Source organism: Variovorax sp. MHTC-1, from assembly GCF_003984645.1.
In the GTDB taxonomy this organism is placed as follows: domain Bacteria; phylum Pseudomonadota; class Gammaproteobacteria; order Burkholderiales; family Burkholderiaceae_C; genus Variovorax.
This window is the reverse complement of sequence record NZ_RWKI01000009.1, coordinates 127,916-148,301: the sequence shown is the minus strand read 5'-3', so window position 1 is coordinate 148,301 and position 20,386 is coordinate 127,916. Positions and strand designations below refer to the sequence as shown.

Sequence of the window (20,386 nt, the reverse complement as noted above, 5' to 3'; positions counted from 1 at the left end):
AGCATCCGAGCGGCTGCTGCGCGAGAAGCTCTAGATTCCGGGCATCCCCCACAGCCGGTCGCCCTTCGTGCTGCGCGTGCTCAAGGAAGCGAGCGTGCCGCTGGCCTGAGCGCACACAAAAAAAAGCCCGCCTTCGTGAGGGCGGGCTTTGGCGCGTGGGGCAGCCGTCAGGCTGCGGACGCTCAGCGGTTCGGCTTGAAGGCGCCGCGCCGTTGCGCGTCGCGCGGCACGAACACCTTGCCGCCGCCATGCCCGGCGCCGCTGCCGCGAGGTGCAAAGCCGTCGCCGCGTCCCGCACCAGCACCGCCACGCGGAGCGTTGTCGCCCCAGCCCGGCTTGCGGCCGTAGCCGCCGTCGTCGCGACCACCGCCGAAGCCTGCATTGCCCTGGTTCTGGAAGCCGCGGGGTGCCGGTGCACCGGGGCCGCGTGCGGGACCACGGTCGTTGAAACCGCTGGCGCCCGCGTAGCCGCCTGCGGGGCCGCCACGAGGAGCGCCGCCGCCGAACTTGCGATCGCGCGAGTGGTTGTCACGGCTGTCGCGGCCACGGCCGCCAAAGTCGCCTCCCGGGCGCGACTGCGGGGAGCGCTGCTGCGGCTCGAGACCGGGGATCACCTCGGCCTTGAACTGCTGGCGGCTGTACGACTCGATGTCGAAGATCTTGCGGCGATCGCGGAACTCGGCAAAGGTCACGGCCAGGCCGTCGCGCCCTGCCCGGCCGGTGCGGCCGATGCGGTGGGTGTAGTCCTCGGCCTTCATGGGCAGACCGAAGTTGAAGACGTGCGTGATGGTCGGCACGTCGATGCCGCGCGCGGCCACGTCGGTAGCCACGAGGATCTGCACCTGGCCCTGGCGCAGCGCCATCAGCCGGCGATTGCGCAGGCCCTGGCTCAGCGCGCCGTGCAGCGCAACGGCGCTGAAGCCGTCCTGCTGCAGGTCGTTGGCAAGACCGTCGCATTCGACCTGCGTGCTCGCGAACACAATGGCCTGGTTGATGGTGGTGTCGCGCAGCCAGTGGTCGAGCAGCTTGCGCTTGTGCTGGCTGTTGTCGGCCCAGAACAGCGCCTGCTTGATGTTGGCGTGCTTCTCCTGCGGGCTGTCGATGGTCACGCGCTGCGGCTCGCGCATCACGCGCTGCGCCAGCTGCTGGATGCGCGGCGCGAAAGTGGCGCTGAACATCATGGTCTGCTGGCGCTCGATGGTGAGCTGGTTGACTTCGGCGAGGTCGTCCGAGAAGCCGAGGTCGAGCATGCGGTCGGCCTCGTCGACGACGAGGAACTTGACCTGGTCGAGCTTGATCTGCATCGAGCGCTGCAGGTCGAGCAGCCGGCCCGGCGTGGCGACCACGAGGTCGGCGTTCTGCAGCTTGGCGATCTGCAACTGGTAGGGCATGCCGCCCACCACGTTGGCGATGCGCAGGCCGCGGCAATGCCTGACCAGGTCGATGGCGTCATGCGCCACCTGCTGGGCGAGTTCGCGCGTGGGGCACAGGATCAACGCGCCGGGCGTGGCCGCCTTGAAATGGCGCGCGTTGGTCGGGTCCTTGCGCTTGGGCTTCTTGGGCGGCGCTTCGCCGCGTGCGGCGGCTTCGGCCGCCAGGCGCTGGAATTCGGCCTTGGCCGCAGCCTCGGCTTCGGCCTGGCGCTGCAGCAGGGTGTGCAGCACGGGCAGCAGGAAAGCGGCGGTCTTGCCGCTGCCGGTCTGGCTCGACACCATCAGGTCGACGAAACGCGTGGCGCCGTCGGCTTGGCCGCTGGCGGTCATGGCGCGCGGAATCACCTGTTCCTGAACGGTGGTCGGCTGGGTGAAGCCGAGGTCCTCGACCGCAGCGATCAGTTCGGGCGCGAGACCGAGCTTGACGAAGCCGTTCGGCAGCTTCGGCTCGGCGGCTGCTACGGCATCGAGCGCCTCGAAAACAGTCGTTTCGGTGGGGATAAGCGATTCCCCGGCAATGGCGATGGCGAATTCATCGGATTGCACAGGCGCAAAGTCGCCCTGCGCTGCAAAAGCGTCGTTCATTGAAAAATCTCATACGCGAGCGCTGCCGCAGGCGGCGCTCCGTCGGGTGGTGAAAAACATCAACCATCCAACGACATTCAGCAAGGACTTTCGTCTTTGCTGCGGCCCATTCAAAGGGGCGCGGTGTGCAAGATAGGGAGATGCAAGAAACGCTGCCTGAATACTTCCCGGCAGCGAAGCCCGCGATTATCGCATGGCTTCGGGTTTTTACCTAATCCGCGATGCGCAGAAAGGTATCCCGGTAGTGCGCGAGCTCCTCGATCGACTCGTGGACGTCGGCCAGCGCGGTATGTGCCTGCTGTTTCTTGAAGGCGTTGTAGGCAGCCGGCTTCCAGCGTTTGGCCAGTTCCTTGAGGGTGCTGACGTCGAGGTTCCGGTAGTGGAAGTAGGCTTCCAGCTTGGGCATGTACTTGACCAGGAAGCGCCGGTCCTGGCCGATGGTGTTGCCGCACATCGGCGAACCGTTCTTCGGGATGTAGCGCGCGACGAATTCGAGCAATTGCTGCTCGGCCGCGGCCTCGTCGAGCGTGGAGGCCTTGACCTTGTCGATCAGTCCGCTGCGGCCGTGCGTTCCCTTGTTCCAGGAATCCATGCCGTCGAGCACTTCGTCGCTCTGATGGATGACGAGCACGGGGCCATCGATGCGCGGCACCAGATCGGGGCCGGTAACGACCACGGCGATCTCGAGCAGGCGCTCCTTTTCAGGGTCGAGGCCGCTCATTTCGCAGTCCAGCCAGACGAGGTTCTGGTCGCTTTTCTTGAGGGTGGTGGCGGGCACGGGCGCGGCCGGGGCGGTGGATTCTGACATCGGGGGATTGTCGTCGATGACCCTGTGCGCGAGCGGCTGGCGTGCGGGCTAAACTCGCCTCGCCATGTCCGCCGCCCTCCTCTTCACTTTTGCGTTCGCCCTCGCGCTGGCTGCGGGCCTCGTCGTCAAGCTCTGGCTCGCCACGCGGCAGGTGCGCCATGTGGCGCGCCATCGCGATGCGGTGCCTGCCGCCTTCGCACAGGCCATCACGCTCGCAGCGCATCAGAAGGCAGCCGACTACACGGTGGCCAAGACCCGTTTCGGCCTGCTCGAAATGGCATGGGGCACGGCAGTGCTCTTGGGCTGGACCCTGCTCGGCGGGCTCGATCTCCTCAACAAGTTGCTGATGGACTGGGTGGGTGGCGGCATGCTGCAGCAGCTCGCGCTGCTCTCCGCCTTCGCGCTGATCAGCGGCCTGCTCGACCTCCCGTTCACGCTCTGGCAGACCTTCAGGCTCGAGGAACGCTTCGGCTTCAACAAGATGACCTGGCGGCTTTGGCTCCTCGACGGCGTCAAGTCGCTGCTGCTGGGCGCGCTGATCGGCCTGCCGATCGCAGCCCTGATCCTCTGGCTCATGGGCGCAGCCGGCAGCCTGTGGTGGCTGTGGGCGTGGGGCGCATGGATGGCATTCAATCTGCTGCTGATGCTGGTCTATCCGACCTTCATTGCGCCTCTCTTCAACAAGTTCAAGCCGCTGGACGACGCCGCGCTCAGGGCACGCGTCAACGCGCTGATGCAGCGCTGCGGCTTCGCGGCCAAGGGCCTGTTCGTGATGGACGGCAGCAAGCGCAGCGCGCACGCCAACGCCTACTTCACCGGCTTCGGCGCCAGCAAGCGCGTGGTCTTCTACGACACGCTCCTGCGCCAGCTCAACGCCGGCGAGGTGGAGGCGGTACTCGCGCACGAGCTGGGCCATTTCAAGCGCCGGCACGTCGTGAAGCGCATGGCCGCGATGTTCGCGCTCAGCCTGGCCGGCTTCGCGCTGCTGGGCTGGCTGTCGGTCCATTCGTGGTTCTATGTCGGCCTAGGCGTGCAGCCCAACATGGCGGCACCGAACGACGCGCTCGCCATCCTGCTGTTCATGCTGGCGGTGCCGGTGTTCGGCTTCTTCGTCGCACCGCTGCCGGTGCTCATCTCACGCAAGCACGAGTTCGAGGCCGATGCCTATGCCATCGCGCAGACCAGCGGCGCCGACCTCTCGGCGGCGTTGCTCAAGCTCTACCAGGACAATGCCTCGACGCTCACACCCGACCCGGTGTTCGTCAAGTTCTACTACTCGCACCCGCCCGCCTCCGAGCGCCTCGCGCGCATGGCGGCGGGTTGAACCTGAGAAAGCCGACCATGAGCAGCATGTTCACACCCAAGGACTGGAAGAAGCACGCGCGGCGCGCGCTGAGCGCCACCGAGATCGTGGCGGGCCTTGCGCGGCTCGAAGGCTGGAAGCTGACCGGCGACGGCGCCGATGTCGCGATCGAGAAGACTTTCGGCTTCGCGAACTATTTCGAGACCATCGCCTTCGTGAACGCACTGGCCTTCATTGCGCACACGCAAGACCACCACCCCGACCTTTCGGTGCACTACAACCGCTGCGTCGTGCGCTTCAATACGCACGACGTGGGCGGCATCTCGGCCACGGACTTCGACTGCGCAGCGCAGGCAGACGCCCTGCTGGCAACGGCCTGAGCTCGATGGAACGCGCCCTTGGCTAAGCAACGCAGCGACGCCGCGGGCGCCGCATTGCGCGACGGACTCGTCATTGCCAGCCATGGCCGCCACTGCCTCGTCGAAACGCCCGAGGGCGAACGGCTGATCTGCCACCCGCGCGGCAAGAAAAGCCAGGCCGTGGTGGGCGACCGCGTGCGCTGGCAGGCCAGCGAGGACGAGGGCACCATCGAACGGGTGCAGCAGAGAAAGAACCTGTTCTATCGGCAAGACGAGATTCGCACAAAGTCCTTCGCGGCCAATCTCGACCAGGTGCTCATCCTGATCGCGGCCGAGCCCGAGTTCTCCGAGACCCAGTTGGCGCGTGCACTGATCGCGGCCGCGGCCGAACGCATCGCGCCGATCATCGCGCTCAACAAGAGCGATGTCGTCGCCCCCTTCGAACGGGCCTGGGCCAGACTCGCGCCCTACCGCGGCATGCACCATGGCGTGCTGCCGCTGTCGCTCAAGGCCTCGCCGGAGGCCGATCGCGCGACCTTGATGAAATTGCTGGCGGGCAAGACCACTCTGGTGCTCGGCCCGTCGGGCGCCGGCAAGAGCACGCTGACCAATCTGCTGGTGCCTGGCGCGCTGGCCTCGACAGCCGAGATCTCGCAAGCGCTCAACTCGGGCAAGCACACCACGACCAGCACCACCTGGTACTGGGTCGACGACGCGCGGACCACGGCGCTGATCGATTCGCCGGGCTTCCAGGAATTCGGGCTGCAGCACATCGAAGCGATGCATCTCGCACACCTGATGCCCGACATCGCCGAACACGCCACGGCATGCAAGTTCTACAACTGCACGCATCTGCACGAACCGGGCTGCGGCGTGATCGCGCAGGTGGAGTCGCCCGGCCATCCGGGTGCGATCGGCCCCTCGCGCTACCGGATCTACGGCGAGCTGTTCGCCGAACTGAGCCAATCCCGCTACAAATGAAGGTGCTGCTGTATTCGCATGTGTTCCATCCGTCGGTGGGCGGCGTCGAGACCGTATCGCGCGCGCTCGTCGAGGGCTTCGTGGCGAAAGGCATCGACTGCAAGGTGGTGACCCAGACGTCCGATCAGGACGGCGCGCAGCCGTTCCCTTTCGAGGTGATCCGCCAACCGGCTGGCGCGCGCGTGCGCGAACTTCTGCGCTGGGCGGACGTGGTCCTCTTCAATGGGGCGAGCCTGGCGCTTCAGCCCTGGGTTCTGGCCTATCGCAAGCCCTTCGTCTGGGTGCACGTCGGCTACCAGGCCTCGTGCATCGACGGCGCCGGCTGGGTCGACAACGCCCCCGCTCCGCTCGAGCCCGTCGCATCTTTTCTCTTTCATGCGCGCAGAAGCGGCTACATGCGCGGCGTGAAGGATGGACTGAAGCTGCTGCTGCGACGCGGCATCGCCAAGTTCGCCGTCGCGCGGAATGTCGCGATCACCGAGTGGATGAACAAGACGCTGCCGCTGCCGCGGCAGGTGCAGATCTACAACCCCTTTCCGATCGAGCGCTTCCAGGCAGCCGACCGCGGCGAGCCCGAATACGAGTTCTTCTACATGGGCAGGATCGTGCAGGAGAAAGGCGTCGACACCTTGATCCGCGCCTTCGCGAAGGTCGTTCAGCGCAGCCGGGAAGCGCCGCGACTGCTGCTCATCGGGGACGGGAGCGCCCGGCCTGAGATCGAGCGGCTGGTGGCCGAATCGGGCCTCTCCGCTTCCGTCGTCTTCGCCGGCTCGCAATCGGGCCCTGCGCTCGTCGAATGGGTCTCGAAGGGCATGATCGGCGTGATCCCGTCGGCGTGGTACGAGCCGATGGGCGGTGTTGCCGTCGAACTCCTCGCGGCGGGCAAGAGCCTGATCGTCTCGGCCAAGGGCGGACTTTCGGAGTGCGTCGGCGATGCCGGTCTCGTCTTCACGAACGGGGACGATGAAGCGCTGGCTGCGCAGATGCAGCGGTTGCTGGGCGATCCGGTCCTTCGGGCCGCGCAAATGGCAAAGGCCCGCGAACGTGCGCGGGACTTCATGCCCGCGCGCCTCGTCGATCAATACATCGCCCTGCTCGAGGAAGTGACCGGCCGAGCCTGAGGCGATTCAATCGAGGATTTGCGCCAGTGCATCGACCAGCGCGCTGCACTGCTCTCGCGTGCCGATGCTGATGCGCAGGTACTCTGCGATGCGCGGCTGATTGAAATGCCGCACCAGCACGGCGCGCGCCCGCAGCGCCGCCGCCAGTGCGACGGCATCGTGCGAGGGATGGCGCACGAACACGAAGTTGGCTTGGGAGGGCAATATCTCGAAGCCCAGATCCTCCAGCTGCAGCGTCAGCCCGTCGCGGGTGTCGATGACGGCGTCGCGCGTCTTCGAGAACCAGGCTTCGTCGGCGAGAGCGGCAATGGCGCCCGCCGCCGCCAAGCGGTCGAGCGGATAGGAGTTGAAGCTGTTCTTGACCCGCTGCAGCGCATCGATCAGCTGCGCCTGCCCGCAGGCGAAGCCCACGCGCAAACCGGCGAGCGAATGCGATTTCGACAGCGTCTGCACGACCAGCAGGTTCGGATAGCGCGCGATCAGGGGCAGCGCGCTTTCGCCGCCGAAATCCACATAGGCCTCGTCCACCAGCACCACGCGCTGCGGGCAGGCCTGGAGCAGGCGCTCGATGCATGCGAGCGGCATCCCGATGCCGGTCGGCGCATTGGGATTCGCGATCACGATGCCGCCGCAACCGGCCGCGGCACGCGCGGCCAGCGCGTCGGCATCGAGGCGTAATCCTTCGTCCACCGGCTGCAGCTCGCACGCGATGGCATAAAGCTGTGCGTAGACACGGTAGAAGCTATAGGTGACGTCCGGCATCAGCAAAGGCTCGGCCTGCTGGAAGAAGGCGAAGAAGGCATGCGCCAGCACCTCGTCGGAGCCATTGCCCACAAACACCTGCGTGCCGTGCAGCCCGCAGCGCGCGGCGATCGCCTCGCGTAGTGCAACCGATTCGGGATCGGGATAGCGCTCGAGCCCCTTCTCGGCCGCCTCCTGAATGGCATCGAGCACTCGCGGCGAGGGCGGATAGGGGTTCTCGTTGGTATTGAGCTTGACCAGATTCGCGATGCGCGGCTGCTCGCCCGGCACATAGGGCTCCAGCGCCGCGATGCGCGGACTCCAGAAGCTTGGAACGGTGCTCAAGGCCGACCCACCCGGCTCAGCCCAGCAGCCGCGCCAGCGTGAGCAGCGCGAGCAGCACCATCCACATCACGACCGAACGCCAGACCAGGCCGACGACGCTGCGCAGGTGCGCCGGTTCGGGCTCGCGCCCCGGGGTGCTGCCGCTGTCGGGGCCACGCCCGCCGCCAAGCGGATCGCCCGCCTGCGCCCTCGACAGCGGATCGGTCAGCGGGACCGGACTCAAGGTGCCGCCTCCGAGCCGCACGTTGACTGCACCCGAGGTCGCTGCCAGGATCACGCCGTCGTTCTCATTGGGAAAGCGCCGCGCGTCGTTGCGCCAGCAGTCGATCGCCTCTTCGAAACTGCCGACCACCGCGAAACCGAGCGCCGTGATGCGCGCCGGCAGCCAGTCGATCACGCCCCAGGCCCGGTCGGCCGCATGCTGGACCCACGTGCTGGACGGCTGGATAGAAGCGCCGCTCTTGTGCGCCCAATAGCGCGAAACGAACTCGCTCATGCGGTAGAACACTGCGCCGGCAGGCCCCAGCCCGGCGGCCGCGAGGATGGAGAACCACGCAAGCACACCGAACACATGCCGATGCGCCGCAATCACCGAGTGCTCGATCACGTGCCGCACGATCTCGCTGCGCGGCAGGTCCGCCGCATCGACACGCTGCCAGTGGGCGAGCAGCGAGCGTGCAAGCGCTTCGTCGCCATCGTCGAGGGCATCGCGGATGCCGGTGAAATGATGACTGAACTGCCGAAATCCCAGAGTGACGTAGAGCACCGCGACGCTCCACAGCACCGCGAAGGGCAGCCCCAGCGTGAGCACCAGCAGCCAATGCACGCCCAATGCGAGCACCGTCGGCACGAGCACCGCAAGCCCCCACGCCACCCAGCCGTGGTGCGGCTTGCCGGCGTCGAAATTGCGGCTGGTCCAGCGCGTCCATGCGAGAACGCTGCCGTACACCGGGTTGTGATACGCAAGCGGCCGCACCTGTTCGATCAGCAACGCGCACAGGATCGCAAAGAAACTCATCCATCGATGATAGCGAGTGCCTCCCGAGCACCAGGACGGAGTCGCGCCCGGATCAGGCCGAGAGGAAGCGGTAGAGGTTGCGCAGCATGCCCGCCGTCGCACCCCAAACGTAGCGCTCGTGAGGACCGTCCTGGTAGGGCATCGAAAACCACTCGCGCGACTTGAGGTCTTCGCCGACGAGCGCGTGGCGCCGGTGGTTCGCCGGATTCATCAAGTGGGCGAGCGGCACTTCGAAGGCCGCCGCCACCTCATAGGGATTGATGTTCAGCTCGAAGTCCGGACGCACGAGCGCGACCACCGGCGTCACGATGAAGGACGTGACGGTCGTATAGGTCGGCAGGCAGCCCAGCACCTCGATGTACTCCGCCGACAAGCCGACCTCTTCCCATGCTTCGCGCAAGGCCGCCGCCGCGATATTGGCGTCTTCGGGGTCGACCCGGCCGCCCGGGAAGGCCACCTGGCCCGAGTGGGTCGACAGATGCGTCGTCCGCTCGGTCAGCAGCACGGTGGGTTCCTCCCTCATCACGATCGGCACTAGCACCGCCGCCTGGGCGGGCACACGATCCGTCAGCCGCGGCTCGCGCCGCAGTTCAGGCACCCAGGCCGGCGGCGTGGCGAAGCGTGCACGCAAGGCGCGTGCATCGAAGCGTGCGGGCGCCACCGCCGGCAGCGCGGCGTCGATGCCGACCACCGGTACCTGGCGCGGGTCGAAGGACCGCAGCGCCGACGGCAGGACGGCGTTGACGGATTCGACGGAAGCAGGGCGCATGGTGGATGGTGGAGGGGTCAAGAAAGGACTTACTGAAGTAGAGCGCAAAAACCGCGCCGGGGCGATGCGCGGCACAACAACAAAATTCACGATTGCATCGATGCATCGGAGCACCAATGCAAAAAGCCGCCTCGATCGGCGGCTTTTGCACGACGGGAGGCGCTCTTTACTGAGCAGCCGCTGCCGACGACTTGCCCGGCAGCTTTTCCTTGATGCGTGCCGAACGGCCGCTGCGCTCGCGCAGATAGTAGAGCTTGGCACGGCGCACATCGCCGCGACGCTTGACTTCGATGCCGGCGATCAGCGGGCTGTAGGTCTGGAACGTACGTTCCACGCCTTCGCCGCTGGAGATCTTGCGCACCGTGAAGCCGCTGTTGAGGCCGCGATTGCGCTTGGCGATCACGACGCCTTCGTAGGCCTGCACGCGCTTGCGGGTTCCTTCGACGACGTTCACGCTGACGATGACCGTGTCGCCGGGCATGAAATCGGGAATCTTCTTGCCGAGCCGGGCGATTTCTTCCTGCTCGAGGGTCTGGATGAGGTTCATTTGTTTCCTGGATTCGATCGTGCTCGCGCTACACAAAAGGCGTCATGAAGCCCTGGGGGCCAAGGCGACGCGGCCGGCAGAGGATCGGGGAGCCCGAGATTATAGCTTTTTCTGCAGCGCTTTCTCGTCCGCCGGGCTGAGCCGTCCGGCTGCGCGCGCCGCCTCGATCAGGTCGGGGCGTTTTTGCTGGGTGATCGCGAGTCGCTGATCGCGTCGCCAGCGCTCGATCTGTACGTGGTGCCCGGAGAGCAGGACGGGAGGAACGCCCTCCCCCTTCCACTGCTCCGGCCGGGTGTAGTGAGGGCAGTCGAGCAAGCCATCGAGCGCCGGATTGAAGCTGTCCTGGGCGTGACTGTCCTCGTCGCCCAGCACGCCCGGCTGGAGCCGCGCGACGGCATCGAGGAAGGCCATGGCTGGAATCTCACCGCCGGAAAGCACGAAGTCGCCCATGCTCATCTGGTGCGTGACCCTCGCGTCGATGAAGCGCTGGTCGATACCTTCATAGCGTCCGCATACCAGCACCGCACCTTCACCGGCGGACCAGCGCTCGACCGCCTCGTGCCGCAGGGTTTCGCCGATCGGCGAGAAGAGAATCACCGGCGCCGCAGCACCTCGCGCCGCCAGCGCCGAATCGAGGCAGGCTGACAACGGCTCGGCCATCATGACCATGCCTGGGCCGCCGCCGAAGGGGCGGTCGTCGACGCGCCGGTAGTTGCCGTCGGCGAAATCGCGCGGATTCCAGAGCACGACCTCGACCTGTTTCGACTCGAAGGCGCGGCGCGTCACGCCGCTCGCGAGAAAGGGCGCGAACAGCTCGGGAAAGAGGGTGATGACGTCGAAGCGCATGGTGGCGCTGGAGCCAAGTGGCTCAGTAGTCAGGCTGCCAGTCGACTGTAATCAGCCGGCCCGGCAGATCCACCTTGTCGACGAAGGCCGAGACGAAGGGGACCATGCGCTCGACCGGCTTGCCCTCCTCCAGGGCGTCCAGCACCAGCGTGGTCTGCGGCCCGGTGGCGAGCAGTTCGCGCACGGTGCCCAGCGCGACACCTTCGCGGTTCACGACGGCAAGGCCGATCAGATCGACCCAGTAGTACTCGTCGTCGCCGGCAGTCGGAAAGCTCGAACGCGGCACGAACACGCGCGCCCCGCGCAGCGCTTCGGCCGCGTTGCGGTCAGGCACGTCCTCGGACGAGGCGACGATGCAGTCGGAGTGTTCCTTGGCTTCGCGGATCGCGAGCCGGAATGCGCCCGCGGTCTTTGCGCCGGGCGGCTGCAGGAACCAGCGCTTGGATGAAAAAAGCGCCTCGGGCTGGGCGCTGTGGGGCAGGACCTTGAACCAGCCCTTGATGCCCCAGGCGTCGGCGATGCGCGCCACTTCGATCGCATCCGCCGGCAGTTCGGCGGCTTCGAGCGTGGGCAGCATCGCCGGATCGGCAGCTTAAGCGGCCGCCTTGGGAGCCGCTGCGGCGGCTTGCTTGATCAGACGATGGACGGTGGGCGAGGCTTGCGCGCCGACGCTCTTCCAGTAGGCTAGGCGATCCTGCGCGATGCGGATGCTTTCTTCGTTTTCCTTGGCGGTCGGGTTGTAGAAACCCAGGCGCTCGATGAAGCGGCCATCGCGGCGAACACGCTTGTCCGACACGACGATGTTGAAAAACGGACGGCCTTTGGCGCCGCCGCGGGAGAGTCGAATGACGACCATGATTTATCCTTCGGGTGGTGCAGCAAACCCGAATAGGTTCGCCCACAGTGTTCTTCCAGCGTCGAGACACGCGACATGGCCACCCGGCCAGCGACACGCTGAAAAGCCTGCGATTATAGCCCGAGCGACTTTTTTCACTACCTTGGCACTGCCAGGCGTCTCAGAATGACCACCATCCGCCCCAGCCGCGATGAAGATATCGAGGCAATCACCGCCATCTATGCCCATCATGTGCTGCACGGCACGGGCACCTTCGAGACCGAGCCGCCCAGCGCCGCCGACATGGCCGCCCGCCGGGCCGACGTGCTGTCGAAGAACCTGCCCTTCCTGGTGGCCGAACAGGACGGCGAGCTGCTCGGCTTCGCCTACTGCAACTGGTTCAAACCCCGGCCGGCCTACCGCTTTTCGGCCGAGGATTCGATCTATCTGGCCGAAGCCGCACGCGGCCAGGGCCTGGGCGCGCGGCTGCTGGCCGCGCTGACGCAAAGCGCCGAATCCGTCGGCGTGCGCAAGCTGATCGCGGTGATCGGCGACTCGGCCAACGCGGGATCGATCGGCGTGCACCGCGGGCAGGGCTTCGCCCATGTGGGCGTGCTCAAGGACTGCGGCTGGAAGTTCGGCCAATGGCGCGACGTGGTGCTGATGGAAAAGGTGCTGGGCGAAGGCAGCTCGACAAGCCCCGAATGAAGAGCAAGACCGTGGCGGCCTGGCTCGCCTTTCTCGGCGGGCCTCTGGGTCTGCACTGCTTTTACCTTCGCGGCTTCGGCAGCACCTTGGGCTGGCTGCTGCCGATCCCGACGGCGCTCGGGCTGTACGGCATCGAACGCCTGCGCCTCTACGGCGTCGACGACGGCTGGAGCTGGATCCTGCTCCCCCTGCTCGGCTTCACGATCGCGGGCTGCGCGCTCACCGCCATCGTCTACGGGCTGATGACGCGCGAAAAATGGAACGCACGCTACAACGCCGGCGCCTCCGTCGACGCGCCCGCCGGACGCACCAACTGGCTCACCATCGGCGCCGTCGTGCTGGCCCTGTTCTTCGGCAGCACGATCCTCATGGCCAGCATCGCCTTCAGCTTCCAGCGCTTCTTCGAGCACCAGATCGAAGAAGGCCGGAAGATTTCTCAGTAATCGCCGCTGCGCAAGGCTTCGACAAGCTCAGCCCGAACGGACACGGACGCATGCGCGCAACCAGGGGGCAAGCTAGAACACCTGGAGGCCGATCCAGTAGGCGATCGCGGCCACGAAGGCCGAAGCCGGGATCGTGAAGATCCAGGCCCACACGATGGTGCCGGCCACGCCCCAGCGTACCGCGCTGGCGCGCTTGGTGGAGCCGACGCCGACGATCGCACCGGTGATGGTGTGCGTGGTCGAGACCGGAATGCCCATCGCCGTGGCGAGAAACAACGTCAGCGCCCCGCCCGTCTCGGCACAAAAGCCGCCGACCGGCTTGAGCTTGGTGATCTTCTGGCCCATGGTCTTGACGATGCGCCAGCCGCCGAACATGGTGCCCAGTGCGATCGCCGCATAGCAGGCGCCGACCGTCCAGGCCGGCGGCGCCTCCGCATCGGCGGCCCAATAGCCGGTCGCGATCAACAGCATCCAGATGATGCCGATGGTCTTCTGCGCATCGTTGCCGCCGTGACCCAGGCTGTAGGCGCCGGCCGAAACCAGCTGCAGCGTGCGGAACCACCGGTCCACGCGCGAGGGCGTCGAACGCCGGAATGCCCAGGCGACGACGATCATCATCAACGAGCCGAGCAGAAAGCCCAGGAGCGGCGAAACGAAGATGAAGGCCACGGTCTTCCAGATCCCGGCGGCGATCAAGGCGCCCGAGCCGGCCTTGGCGATGACCGCGCCCACGATGCCGCCGATCAACGCGTGCGACGAACTGCTGGGGATGCCGTAGTACCAGGTGAGCAAGTTCCAGCTGATGGCGCCGACGAGCGCGCCGAACACCACGTGCACATCGACGATGCCCGGCTGCACGATGCCCTTGCCGACGGTCGCCGCCACGCTCAGGTGGAAGACGAAGATCGCGATCAGGTTGAAGAACGCCGCGAACACCACGGCGTGGCCGGGCTTGAGCACGCCGGTCGATACGACCGTGGCGATCGAATTCGCCGCGTCGTGAAAGCCGTTCATGAAGTCGAATGCGATGGCCAGCGCGACCAGCGCCACCACCACCCAGAGGGCGACCTGCACCGTTGTCATTCGGCGCCCGCGATCAGGAGTTCTCGAGGACGATGCCCTCGATCACGTTGGCCACGTCTTCGCACTTGTCGGTGATTGTCTCCAGCAGCTCGTAGATGGCCTTGAGCTTGATGACTTCGCGCACGTCCGGCTCTTCGCGGAACAGCTTGCTCATCGCGCTGCGCATCACGCGGTCGGCGTCGGATTCGAGCCGGTCGATTTCCTCGCAGGTCTTGAGCGTGGCCTCGGCGATGGCCGGGTCGGTGATCTTGCCGAGGAACTTGACCGCATCCTTCACCCGCTCGCAGCACTTCACGCTGAGCGTGGTCAGGCGCGTGATCTCCTCGGTCATGTGGCGCACATCGTAGAGCGCCATGGTCTCGGCCGAGTCCTGGATCAGGTCGGCCACGTCGTCCATCGTGTTGATCAGCTTGTGGATCTGTTCGCGGTCGATCGGCGTGATGAAGGTCTTGTGGATCAGCCGGTTGACGTCATGCGTCACGCGGTCGGCAGCGCGCTCGGCATTGTCGACATCTCGGTTGTACTGCTCGCGCAGATGCAGATCGTTGTAGTTGGCGACGAGTTGCTCGAAGGCGCGCGCGGCTTCGACGATGCGGTCGGCGTGCTGATTGAACATCTCGAAAAAATTCCCCTCGCGGGGCAGCAGCTTGCCGAACATGGCGTCTCCTGGATTCGTGGCTACCACACTCGTGTGACGCCATCGTGAAAAAACCGCGCAAGTGTACTGGTCGTGCGCGGGGAGGAGCGTCAGAGGCGTTCGATGCGCTGATCGGCCACCTGTGCAAGCTGGGCCGGCGTGACCAGCTCCGGCGCGATCTCCGCCAGCGGCAGGAGCACGAAAGCGCGCTCGGCTAGGCGCGGATGCGGCAGCGTCAGCACCGCCGTGTCGATCACCACGTCGCCATGGCGCAGCAGATCGAGATCGAGGGTGCGCGGCGCGTTGCGGTAAGGGCGCTGGCGGCCCGCGCCGCTCTCGAGGCGCTGGAGCTCGGCCAGCAGTGCCGTCGGACCGAGTTCGGTTTCGAGTTCGACCACCGCGTTGATGAAATCGGGGCCCTGCGCATCGACAGGGGCGCTGCGATAGAGCGAAGAGCGCGCGCCCACGCGCGTGCCGGGCAGCGCAGCCAGATCGTCCATTGCCTGCCTCACAGCCGCACGCGCGTCGCCGAGGTTGGCCCCAATCGCGACGTAGGCCCGGCTCGGCGTCATTCGGCCGCGACGCTGCTGCCGGCTTCGCCGCCGCTGCGCGGCTTGCGCCGGCGGCGCCGCTTGCGCGGCGCGGCGGCAGCGACCTCGCCGTCGGGCGGAAGCTCCGCCTCGCCGGCGCCGGCCGGCGCGGCGGCTGCGGCCGGCGCACGCGCGGCGGGCGCGCGCTGGCGCGTTTTCTTTTGCTGTTCGTCGCGCACCTGATCCAGCAGATCTTGCCGGCGCACCTCGTCGGCCGTGCTGAATTCCTGCCACCACTCGGCGATCGCTTCGCTGACCTCGCCGACGTCGGCGCGCAAGCGCATGAAGTCGAAGGCCGCACGAAAGCGCGCCTGCTCGACCAGGCTGTAGGGCGTGGCACCCGTGCGCTTGTCGAAGCGCGGCTGCATCATCCAGATCTCGCGCATGTCGGCGGCCAACTTGCCGCGGCCCGAGACGTCGCCGATGCGCGCATTGAACACGTCGTCTATCGCATCCTGCAGCGCCGGGAACGCAGCTTGCCCGCGCTGGCCGTGACGGCCCTCGACGCGCTGGGCCCAGCCGTCGCGCACGTCGGCCCACAGCACGCACGCCAGCAGGAAACTCGGCGCCACCGGCTTGCCTTCGCCGACGCGGCGGTCGGTGTCTTGCAGCGCGGCCTTCACGAAAGACAGATCGGCGCGCTCGACCACGACGTCGAGCAAGGGGTAGATGCCGGTCGTCAGCTCGAGCTTGCGCAACTGCGCGACGGTGGCGACGGCGTGGCCGGTCTGCAGCAGCTTGAGCATCTCGTCGAACAGACGGCTTTGCGGCACGTCGGCCAGCAGCTTGCTCGATTCGACCAGGGGCGCCGCGGTCTTGGGCTCGAGCTTGAAGCCGAGCGCTGCCAGCTTGGCCGAGAAGCGGATCGCGCGAATGATGCGCACCGGGTCTTCGCGGTAGCGCGTGATCGGGTCGCCGATCATCCGCAGCGTGAGCTTCTTCGAGTCCTTGATGCCGTTGTGATAGTCGACCACGATCTCGCTCGCCGGGTCGTAGTACATCGCATTGACGGTGAAGTCGCGCCGCGCGGCGTCTTCTTCCTGCGGGCCCCAGACGTTGTCGCGCAGCACGCGGCCGCTGGCGTCGACTGCGTGCTTCATGCCCGCGAGCTCGCCCTTGCTGGTGCGTTCGTTTCCGGCCACCTGCTCGGCGCCGTTGCTGTCCATGTAGGCACGGAAGGTCGAGACCTCGATCACCTCATGCTCGCGTCCGCGGCCGTACACCACGTGCACGATGCGAAAGCGCCGGCCGATGATGAAGGCGCGGCGAAACAGGCTCTTCACCTGCTCGGGCGTCGCGTTGGTCGCGACGTCGAAGTCCTTGGGGCGCAGGCCGAGCAGCAGGTCGCGCACCGCGCCGCCGACCACGTAGGCCTCATAGCCGGCATCCTGCAGCGTGGTAACGACGTTCTTGGCGCGCTCGTCGACCAGCGCCGGGTCGATGCCGTGTACCGAGGCGGGCACTTCCTGGCGCTTGCCGAAACGGGCCTTGCCGCCCTGTGCGGCATCGCCGGATTTGCCGAGGAGTTTGTCGATGAATTTCTTGATCATTGGAAAGCTTCGGCGCCTCAGGCGCCCTCATTCATTTTCGAGCATCGACCGGATCAGCGGGATCGTGATCGCGCGCTGGGTCTGCAACGCATAGCCGTCGAGCTGCGCGAGCAGTTCCATCAGGCTGCCGAGATCACGGCTGAAACGATGCAGCATGTAGTCGAGCACTTCGTCCGACAGCATCACGCCGCGGCTGTCCGCGGCCTGGCGCAGCACGGCGCGCCGCTCCGATTCGCCGAGCACCTGCAAGTGGAACACATGGCCCCAACCCAGGCGCGTGCGCAGGTCCTCGCGCAGCGGCAGATCGGCCGGCGGCACGGCGCCCGCCGCCACCACGCCGCGCTGCAGGCTCTGCGCGTTGACGAACCAGTTGAAGGCGGCATGCTGCTGCACCGCGGTGTAGAGCTGCACGTCGTCGAACAGCACGGCGCCCCAGCGCTCGTCGAACTCGGGCGGATCAAGCAGCCCCGCATGCAACCAGCCTACGCTCGCACCCTGCTCGCGCAAGGCGCCTCGCACGGCTTCGAGCAGATGCGTCTTGCCGCTGCCGCCCTCGCCCCACAGGTAGGTCGGCACCGGAGAATGCAGCGTGGTCGAGCGCGCGTCTCCGACCCACAGCGCCAGGTGCCGCAGCGCCGGCTCGTTCGGCCCCGCGAAGAAGCCCGCGAGCGTGGGGCCGGTCGCAATGCCGATATCGAGCGCGAGCTGCTTCATGCCAAGGCCGCCGAGAGCGGCTGAGGTGGCGCGGATGACGCAAAAATGGGGTTCATGGGACAGGGCATGGCCGCCCTTAAAATCGTGGCGAATTCTATCGGCCCGGCTGCTTCGGTTGCCGGCGTCATTGTCCTCCTTCCTTTCGCCCCTCCCTTCCTTCGTCCGGCAAGTCCATGAACTCCACCCCGCCCACCCCGCTCAGTTACAAGGATGCCGGCGTCGACATCGATGCCGGCGACGCGCTGGTCGATCGCATCAAGCCGCTCGCTAAAAAGACAATGCGCGAGGGCGTGCTGGCCGGAATCGGCGGCTTCGGCGCGCTGTTCGAAGTACCCAAGCGCTACAAGGAGCCGGTGCTGGTGAGCGGCACCGACGGCGTGGGCACCAAGCTCAAGCTCGCCTTCGAATGGAACATGCACGACACCGTCGGCATCGACCTGGTGGCCATGAGCGTCAACGACGTGCTGGTCCAGGGCGCCGAGCCGCTCTTCTTTCTCGACTACTTCGCCTGCGGCAAGCTCGATGTCGATACCGCGGCCGCCGTGGTGGGCGGCATCGCCCGGGGCTGCGAACTCAGCGGCTGTGCGCTGATCGGCGGCGAGACCGCCGAGATGCCCGGCATGTACCCGGCCGGCGAATACGACCTCGCGGGCTTTGCGGTCGGGGCGGTCGAAAAGTCGCTGATCCTCACCGGCCAGAACGTCAAGCCAGGCGACACGGTGCTGGGGCTGGCGTCGGCAGGCGTGCACTCCAACGGCTTCAGCCTGGTGCGCAAGGTGATCGAACGCGCAGGCACCGACCTGCCCGCAACGCTCGACGGCCAGCCCTTCCGCGAAGCGGTGATGGCGCCGACGCGGCTGTACGTGAAGCCGGTGCTGGCGGCGCTGGCCAAGCACCCCATCAAAGCGCTCGCCCATATCACCGGCGGCGGCCTGCTGGAGAACATTCCTCGCGTGCTGCCCGATGGCACGGCGGCCCACCTCAAGAAGGGCGGCTGGCCGCAGACCGAGCTGTTCGCCTGGCTGCAGCAGGTGGCCGGCATCGACGACATCGAGATGAACCGCACCTTCAACAACGGCATCGGCATGGTGGTCGTGATCGACGCCGCCGAAGCTGCCGCCTGTGCGGCGACGCTGCGCGCCGCGGGCGAGACGGTGCATGAGATCGGCGTCATTGCCGAGCGCGGCGCCGGCGCAGCCGTCGTCGTGGCCTGAGTGGCCGGCACCGAGTGAGCGATATACCCTCCACGCCGTCATCGCGCGCGCTGGTGACGGCGAGCTACCTGCTGATGGCAGGTGCATTGCTGCTGATCATGTGGCAGGGCCTGCTGCCCGGCCTGTTGTGCGTATGCATCGGTTTTCTCGTTACGCGCTGGTTCGCTCGCGTGCTTGACGCAGGCTTCCGTCGCCTGCTGCCCCGGCCGTCGTCGGGCCTGGCATCCGCCGTTCCCTCATGGTCGCGCGTCATCGCAGCCACGCTGGTGATGCTGGCGCCGCTCGGCCTTTTGAGCGTGGCTTTCTCAGAGGCGCGTGACTTTGTTCTCAACGCGCCGGAGCAGTACCAGGAACTGCTCGACTACATCGCGCGCACGGTGCTGGAACTGCGCCTCAAGTTGCCGCCCGAGATCGGCGCCTACCTGCCGGAAGGCGCGGCGGAGGTGCAGCGCATCGTCGCCGGCTACCTGCGCGCCCAGGCCGGAGCGCTCGCGCTGACCGGCCGAGCCTGGCTGGGAGGCGTGCTGTTCGCCTACGTCGGCATGATCGTCGGCGCGCTGGCCGCCATTGCCCCCCATCCGCCGGCGCGCCGCCCGCTGGCCGAGCAATTGAAGCAGCGCATCACGCTCTTCGGCGAGGCCTTCGGCCAGATCGTGGCCGCCCAGTTCTGGATCGCGGCCTTCAACACTTTCCTGACCGCCATCTTCCTGCTGTTCCTGCTGCCGATGTGGGATCTGCGACTGCCATATACGCCGGCCCTCATCACCTTGACGTTCGTCGCCGGGCTGGTGCCGATCGTCGGCAATCTGTTGTGCAACATCGTTATCACCCTGGTCGGCCTCTCGGTATCCCCGATTACGGCGTTGGCGTGCCTGGGCTTCCTGATCCTGATCCACAAGGCCGAGTACTTCATCAATGCCAAGGTGGTGGGCGCCCGCACGCAGATGGGCGTGTGGGAGCTGCTGGCCGTGATGTTCGTGGCCGAAGCAGTGTTCGGCCCGGCCGGACTGGTGGCGGCACCGCTGTTCTACGCCTACCTCAAGAAGGAACTGCAGGCCGCCCGGCTCGTCTGAGACGATGTCCTGATTTGATCGATTCTTGTCCGGTGAAGCGCGGACGGAACGCCCGCAGGGTAGAAAAATAAGGCGCATCATCCACTCGACCCCAGAGCGTTCTGCCATGAAAACCTGTCTGATAGTGATCGATGCCCAGGAATCGTTTCGCCATCGCCCTTACTTCGCGCAACGCGACTATGGCCCCTACGTCACGGCGCAGAACGCGTTGATCGAAGGCTGCGCCGCGGCCGGCATTCCGATCGTGCGGATCTTCCACGTCGACGGCCCGGCAGGCGCGAGCAACCCCTTCGCGATCGAATCAGGTCATGTGCGGCCGCTCGAAGAGCTCGCCGCCTTCGATGCCGCCGCCACCTTCACCAAGCATCGCCACAGCGCGCTGGTCAACAGCGGGCTGGATGTCTGGCTCACCGAGAACGGCATCGGCCGGCTGATCGTGAGCGGCATCCGTACCGAGCAATGCTGCGAGACCACGACGCGCCACGCCTCCGACCTGGGCTGGTCGATCGACTACGTACTCGACGCCACGCTGACCTTCGACATGACCCAGCCCGACGGCCGTCCGCTGTCCGCGGCCGACATCAAGGCACGCACGGCAACCGTGCTCGAAGGCCGTTTCGCCAAGATCTGCAGTGTCGAACAGGCGCTGGAGCGCGCCGGCGCACTGGCCGTTGCCTGAAGGA

At 66.6% G+C, this 20,386-nt stretch carries 23 protein-coding genes; 9 read left to right on the top strand and 14 right to left on the bottom strand.

Annotated elements, in window-relative coordinates:
• Window positions 1-182: 182 nt before the first annotated feature.
• Both EJI01_RS17130 and orn read right to left on the bottom strand, forming a co-directional pair.
• Window positions 183-2,018, bottom strand: a complete 1,836-nt coding sequence (locus EJI01_RS17130) for a DEAD/DEAH box helicase (protein WP_126838342.1) — start codon at window positions 2,016-2,018, stop codon at window positions 183-185.
• 211 nt (window positions 2,019-2,229) lie between these two features.
• Window positions 2,230-2,826, bottom strand: a complete 597-nt coding sequence (gene orn / locus EJI01_RS17125; RefSeq protein WP_126838341.1) for an oligoribonuclease — start codon at window positions 2,824-2,826, stop codon at window positions 2,230-2,232.
• A 64-nt stretch (window positions 2,827-2,890) separates the two neighbouring features.
• On the opposite strand from orn, the gene EJI01_RS17120 reads away from it, so the two are divergent.
• The 4 genes from EJI01_RS17120 to EJI01_RS29600 are packed head-to-tail and all read left to right on the top strand — an operon-like array spanning window position 2,891 to window position 6,590.
• On the top strand, window positions 2,891-4,150 hold the full coding sequence (locus EJI01_RS17120; RefSeq protein ID WP_126838340.1) for a M48 family metallopeptidase: 1,260 nt from the start codon (window positions 2,891-2,893) through the stop codon (window positions 4,148-4,150).
• Window positions 4,151-4,167: 17 nt separating this feature from the next.
• Window positions 4,168-4,509, top strand: a complete 342-nt coding sequence (locus EJI01_RS17115) for a 4a-hydroxytetrahydrobiopterin dehydratase (protein WP_126838339.1) — start codon at window positions 4,168-4,170, stop codon at window positions 4,507-4,509.
• A gap of 18 nt (window positions 4,510-4,527) precedes the next feature.
• Window positions 4,528-5,469, top strand: a complete 942-nt coding sequence (gene rsgA, locus EJI01_RS17110; protein WP_126838338.1) for a ribosome small subunit-dependent GTPase A — start codon at window positions 4,528-4,530, stop codon at window positions 5,467-5,469.
• Complete coding sequence (locus EJI01_RS29600; RefSeq protein ID WP_126838337.1) at window positions 5,466-6,590, top strand: glycosyltransferase family 4 protein; 1,125 nt, start codon at window positions 5,466-5,468, stop codon at window positions 6,588-6,590. The genes rsgA and EJI01_RS29600 overlap by 4 nt, the downstream gene beginning before the upstream one ends.
• Window positions 6,591-6,596: 6 nt before the next feature.
• Here EJI01_RS29600 and hisC read toward each other — a convergent pair whose 3' ends face one another.
• From hisC to rpsP, 7 genes are all read right to left on the bottom strand, one after another.
• On the bottom strand, window positions 6,597-7,676 hold the full coding sequence (gene hisC / locus EJI01_RS17100; RefSeq protein ID WP_126838336.1) for a histidinol-phosphate transaminase: 1,080 nt from the start codon (window positions 7,674-7,676) through the stop codon (window positions 6,597-6,599).
• A 16-nt stretch (window positions 7,677-7,692) separates the two neighbouring features.
• On the bottom strand, window positions 7,693-8,694 hold the full coding sequence (locus EJI01_RS17095; RefSeq protein ID WP_126838335.1) for a CobD/CbiB family protein: 1,002 nt from the start codon (window positions 8,692-8,694) through the stop codon (window positions 7,693-7,695).
• Window positions 8,695-8,746: 52 nt separating this feature from the next.
• On the bottom strand, window positions 8,747-9,463 hold the full coding sequence (locus EJI01_RS17090; RefSeq protein WP_126838334.1) for a CoA pyrophosphatase: 717 nt from the start codon (window positions 9,461-9,463) through the stop codon (window positions 8,747-8,749).
• A gap of 166 nt (window positions 9,464-9,629) precedes the next feature.
• Window positions 9,630-10,010, bottom strand: a complete 381-nt coding sequence (gene rplS / locus EJI01_RS17085; RefSeq protein WP_126838333.1) for a 50S ribosomal protein L19 — start codon at window positions 10,008-10,010, stop codon at window positions 9,630-9,632.
• A gap of 99 nt (window positions 10,011-10,109) precedes the next feature.
• The gene (gene trmD, locus EJI01_RS17080; RefSeq protein ID WP_126838332.1) at window positions 10,110-10,856 is read right to left on the bottom strand and encodes a tRNA (guanosine(37)-N1)-methyltransferase TrmD; all 747 of its coding nucleotides are present in this window, start codon (window positions 10,854-10,856) and stop codon (window positions 10,110-10,112) included.
• 22 nt (window positions 10,857-10,878) lie between these two features.
• Window positions 10,879-11,433 carry a ribosome maturation factor RimM gene (rimM, locus tag EJI01_RS17075; RefSeq protein ID WP_126838331.1) on the bottom strand — a complete coding sequence of 185 codons (555 nt, stop codon included), beginning with the start codon at window positions 11,431-11,433 and terminating at the stop codon, window positions 10,879-10,881.
• A 15-nt stretch (window positions 11,434-11,448) separates the two neighbouring features.
• A complete protein-coding gene (gene rpsP / locus EJI01_RS17070) occupies window positions 11,449-11,712 on the bottom strand; it encodes a 30S ribosomal protein S16 (RefSeq protein WP_093106418.1) in 264 nt (87 codons plus the stop codon).
• 165 nt (window positions 11,713-11,877) lie between these two features.
• On the opposite strand from rpsP, the gene EJI01_RS17065 reads away from it, so the two are divergent.
• Complete coding sequence (locus EJI01_RS17065) at window positions 11,878-12,399, top strand: GNAT family N-acetyltransferase (protein WP_126838330.1); 522 nt, start codon at window positions 11,878-11,880, stop codon at window positions 12,397-12,399.
• Window positions 12,396-12,842 carry a hypothetical protein gene (locus EJI01_RS17060; protein ID WP_126838329.1) on the top strand — a complete coding sequence of 149 codons (447 nt, stop codon included), beginning with the start codon at window positions 12,396-12,398 and terminating at the stop codon, window positions 12,840-12,842. The genes EJI01_RS17065 and EJI01_RS17060 overlap by 4 nt, the downstream gene beginning before the upstream one ends.
• A gap of 72 nt (window positions 12,843-12,914) precedes the next feature.
• Here the strand turns inward: EJI01_RS17060 and EJI01_RS17055 are convergent, their stop codons facing one another.
• From EJI01_RS17055 to hda, 5 genes are all read right to left on the bottom strand, one after another.
• Window positions 12,915-13,925: an inorganic phosphate transporter gene (locus EJI01_RS17055; protein ID WP_126838328.1), complete on the bottom strand. Its 1,011-nt coding sequence runs from the start codon at window positions 13,923-13,925 to the stop codon at window positions 12,915-12,917.
• Between the two features lie 13 nt (window positions 13,926-13,938).
• Window positions 13,939-14,583: a DUF47 domain-containing protein gene (locus tag EJI01_RS17050; RefSeq protein ID WP_126838327.1), complete on the bottom strand. Its 645-nt coding sequence runs from the start codon at window positions 14,581-14,583 to the stop codon at window positions 13,939-13,941.
• 89 nt (window positions 14,584-14,672) lie between these two features.
• Window positions 14,673-15,062 (bottom strand): 2-amino-4-hydroxy-6-hydroxymethyldihydropteridine diphosphokinase, encoded by a 390-nt coding sequence (gene folK / locus EJI01_RS17045; RefSeq protein WP_409513961.1) that lies wholly within the window; start codon window positions 15,060-15,062, stop codon window positions 14,673-14,675.
• A gap of 68 nt (window positions 15,063-15,130) precedes the next feature.
• Complete coding sequence (gene pcnB, locus EJI01_RS17040) at window positions 15,131-16,702, bottom strand: polynucleotide adenylyltransferase PcnB (protein WP_126838325.1); 1,572 nt, start codon at window positions 16,700-16,702, stop codon at window positions 15,131-15,133.
• A 27-nt stretch (window positions 16,703-16,729) separates the two neighbouring features.
• On the bottom strand, window positions 16,730-17,416 hold the full coding sequence (hda, locus tag EJI01_RS17035; protein WP_126838324.1) for a DnaA regulatory inactivator Hda: 687 nt from the start codon (window positions 17,414-17,416) through the stop codon (window positions 16,730-16,732).
• A 173-nt stretch (window positions 17,417-17,589) separates the two neighbouring features.
• Here hda and purM point away from each other — a divergent pair, with 173 nt between their 5' ends.
• From purM to EJI01_RS17020, 3 genes are all read left to right on the top strand, one after another.
• Complete coding sequence (gene purM, locus EJI01_RS17030) at window positions 17,590-18,630, top strand: phosphoribosylformylglycinamidine cyclo-ligase (RefSeq protein ID WP_126838323.1); 1,041 nt, start codon at window positions 17,590-17,592, stop codon at window positions 18,628-18,630.
• 74 nt (window positions 18,631-18,704) lie between these two features.
• The gene (locus EJI01_RS17025; protein WP_126838434.1) at window positions 18,705-19,703 is read left to right on the top strand and encodes an AI-2E family transporter; all 999 of its coding nucleotides are present in this window, start codon (window positions 18,705-18,707) and stop codon (window positions 19,701-19,703) included.
• A 106-nt stretch (window positions 19,704-19,809) separates the two neighbouring features.
• The gene (locus tag EJI01_RS17020; RefSeq protein WP_126838322.1) at window positions 19,810-20,382 is read left to right on the top strand and encodes an isochorismatase family protein; all 573 of its coding nucleotides are present in this window, start codon (window positions 19,810-19,812) and stop codon (window positions 20,380-20,382) included.
• The last annotated feature ends 4 nt before the right edge of the window (window positions 20,383-20,386 follow it).

Bases quoted from the DNA above. Each gene is read 5' to 3' on its own strand.
- EJI01_RS17115 (WP_126838339.1), top strand. From the start codon at position 4,168: ATGAGCAGCATGTTCACACCCAAGGACTGGAAGAAGCACGCGCGGCGC.
- hda (WP_126838324.1), bottom strand. From the start codon at position 17,416: ATGAAGCAGCTCGCGCTCGATATCGGCATTGCGACCGGCCCCACGCTC.
- EJI01_RS17065 (WP_126838330.1), top strand. From the start codon at position 11,878: ATGACCACCATCCGCCCCAGCCGCGATGAAGATATCGAGGCAATCACC.
- trmD (WP_126838332.1), bottom strand. From the start codon at position 10,856: ATGCGCTTCGACGTCATCACCCTCTTTCCCGAGCTGTTCGCGCCCTTT.
- EJI01_RS17025 (WP_126838434.1), top strand. From the start codon at position 18,705: ATGGCAGGTGCATTGCTGCTGATCATGTGGCAGGGCCTGCTGCCCGGC.
- pcnB (WP_126838325.1), bottom strand. From the start codon at position 16,702: ATGATCAAGAAATTCATCGACAAACTCCTCGGCAAATCCGGCGATGCC.
- EJI01_RS17090 (WP_126838334.1), bottom strand. From the start codon at position 9,463: ATGCGCCCTGCTTCCGTCGAATCCGTCAACGCCGTCCTGCCGTCGGCG.
- purM (WP_126838323.1), top strand. From the start codon at position 17,590: ATGAACTCCACCCCGCCCACCCCGCTCAGTTACAAGGATGCCGGCGTC.
- folK (WP_409513961.1), bottom strand. From the start codon at position 15,062: ATGGACGATCTGGCTGCGCTGCCCGGCACGCGCGTGGGCGCGCGCTCT.
- rplS (WP_126838333.1), bottom strand. From the start codon at position 10,010: ATGAACCTCATCCAGACCCTCGAGCAGGAAGAAATCGCCCGGCTCGGC.
- EJI01_RS17050 (WP_126838327.1), bottom strand. From the start codon at position 14,583: ATGTTCGGCAAGCTGCTGCCCCGCGAGGGGAATTTTTTCGAGATGTTC.
- EJI01_RS17095 (WP_126838335.1), bottom strand. From the start codon at position 8,694: ATGAGTTTCTTTGCGATCCTGTGCGCGTTGCTGATCGAACAGGTGCGG.
- rimM (WP_126838331.1), bottom strand. From the start codon at position 11,433: ATGCTGCCCACGCTCGAAGCCGCCGAACTGCCGGCGGATGCGATCGAA.
- EJI01_RS17055 (WP_126838328.1), bottom strand. From the start codon at position 13,925: ATGACAACGGTGCAGGTCGCCCTCTGGGTGGTGGTGGCGCTGGTCGCG.
- EJI01_RS17060 (WP_126838329.1), top strand. From the start codon at position 12,396: ATGAAGAGCAAGACCGTGGCGGCCTGGCTCGCCTTTCTCGGCGGGCCT.
- orn (WP_126838341.1), bottom strand. From the start codon at position 2,826: ATGTCAGAATCCACCGCCCCGGCCGCGCCCGTGCCCGCCACCACCCTC.
- EJI01_RS17120 (WP_126838340.1), top strand. From the start codon at position 2,891: ATGTCCGCCGCCCTCCTCTTCACTTTTGCGTTCGCCCTCGCGCTGGCT.
- EJI01_RS17020 (WP_126838322.1), top strand. From the start codon at position 19,810: ATGAAAACCTGTCTGATAGTGATCGATGCCCAGGAATCGTTTCGCCAT.
- EJI01_RS29600 (WP_126838337.1), top strand. From the start codon at position 5,466: ATGAAGGTGCTGCTGTATTCGCATGTGTTCCATCCGTCGGTGGGCGGC.
- EJI01_RS17130 (WP_126838342.1), bottom strand. From the start codon at position 2,018: ATGAACGACGCTTTTGCAGCGCAGGGCGACTTTGCGCCTGTGCAATCC.
- rpsP (WP_093106418.1), bottom strand. From the start codon at position 11,712: ATGGTCGTCATTCGACTCTCCCGCGGCGGCGCCAAAGGCCGTCCGTTT.